This window comes from Oleiphilus sp. HI0132 (genome assembly GCF_001635845.1).
Genome location: NZ_LWGJ01001138.1, coordinates 1 through 1,449, shown reverse-complemented (window position 1 = coordinate 1,449; position 1,449 = coordinate 1). Strand labels below are relative to the sequence as shown.

The 1,449-nt window shown below is 42.4% G+C and carries 3 protein-coding genes; 2 read left to right on the top strand and 1 reads right to left on the bottom strand.

The window, feature by feature from the left end:
* Together A3766_RS15525 and A3766_RS15520 are read left to right on the top strand one after the other, a co-directional pair.
* Positions 1 to 402 (top strand): aminopeptidase (locus A3766_RS15525; protein WP_197479591.1); only part of this gene is annotated, 402 nt, incomplete at its 5' end.
* Entirely contained in the window at positions 403 to 669 is a 267-nt protein-coding gene (locus tag A3766_RS15520) for a hypothetical protein (protein ID WP_068507777.1), read from the top strand.
* Here A3766_RS15520 and A3766_RS15515 read toward each other — a convergent pair.
* Positions 666 to 1,244, bottom strand: a complete 579-nt coding sequence (locus A3766_RS15515; protein WP_068507775.1) for a hypothetical protein — start codon at positions 1,242 to 1,244, stop codon at positions 666 to 668. The two genes, A3766_RS15520 and A3766_RS15515, sit on opposite strands and share 4 nt — an antisense overlap.
* Between the last annotated feature and the right edge of the window lie 205 nt (positions 1,245 to 1,449).

The window sequence follows — 1,449 nt, the reverse complement described above, 5'->3', positions numbered from 1 at the left end:
TATCAGCAAGCAAAAGCAGAGCAAAAGAAGTTAATGAGCTTTGTTTTGAGCTACAAAGATAAACTTCATGATGTCTACCAGGACGACTCATGGAGCGTAGAAAAAAAACGTAAAGAGAAAGATAAGCTGCTGAAGGAAATGAAACTCTCCTTTCAATCTCTAAAGCAGAAGCATGCTTGGGATAGTCGCTATGACCGCTGGGTGAATGAACTTAACAATGCCGGTTTTTCAACCTTATCGAACTATCAGGACTTGGTGCCAGGTTTTATCGCTTTATACCACAGGCTTGGTGAGGATTGGGATGCTTTTTATCAGGAGGTTGAGCGCTTGTCTGAACTTGATAAGTCACAGCGGCATGCGCATTTGAAGTCCTTAAGTGAAGCGATTGGAGAGCATCAATAAATGACACAGAATATTGTTTTGGCACTGGTGATAATTATCTCTCTCTGGGCGCATGTCTGGCTGTATTTATGGATGAAATTCAAAATGGACGAAGGTGTTATTACTCGCTGTCTAAAAGATGCCTCGGTAGACATGCAGAGTGACAGTATTGCTAAGCAAGTCGAGATGAGCGTCGAGCGAGTTGAGAAAGTTTGCCTCCGCAGCAAAGAGATTCAGGTAGGTGAGGGGCACGAGAAAATTATCTCACTATCAGTCACTGGAATTTAAGCAATAATTCCGTTTCGACTTAAGTGTTCGTCCAGGGTAGTGTGGTGAGGGATAGCCTTGCCTGATACCCAGTTAGCTGCTGCTTGCTCTCCAGTTAATGCTAAGACCTTTTGCTCTTTATCCCACTCGTCATTTGAAGCGCTCTTTAGATAAGCGAGTACGTCGTTGTTAGGGGTCTTCAAGCAAGACTTGATTACCAGTCCAGTAATTTCTTCGTATGTGCCTGGGCCACATTGGCCTGTGTTCGTTATAGCGCGGGTTGCCCCTATAAGGTAGAAAGCGCAGGCTTTTCTCAACCAAGCATACTTTTCGCCATGTATATCTCCATAGCGCTTTTTTAGGGGTAGAAGCTGCATACCTGCAAAAACTTGTGCTTCTTTGAGGATAGCCATTTTGTCCTCATATTTCACACTGGCTGAAGCATTTCCTACTAAAGGTTTACGCTCGTCAGTTTGTGTCATTTTTTTAGTATGGTTGAGAGGAGGGTAATCACGATAGAGTGAGCGAATTCTTACGAAGGTGATGATGAAAAGCAAAAAAACAAAGACTTCTGCCAAGTGGATAAGTGCGCTCATGAGTTTCTTCCTTGTAACTATAGATAAGCACTGGGCTCTATCATTCTGAAGACAGTCGGTTCTCGTTTGCATCATACAGACGCACGTAGTGTTAGAAAACAACTCTTTATTCTATAGAGACTGCGCTATCGAATACATAAAACCCTTATATATTTTTGAGAAGTGTGAGGTATTGCTTTTCTAGAGTGTAAAAAATTGCAATAAG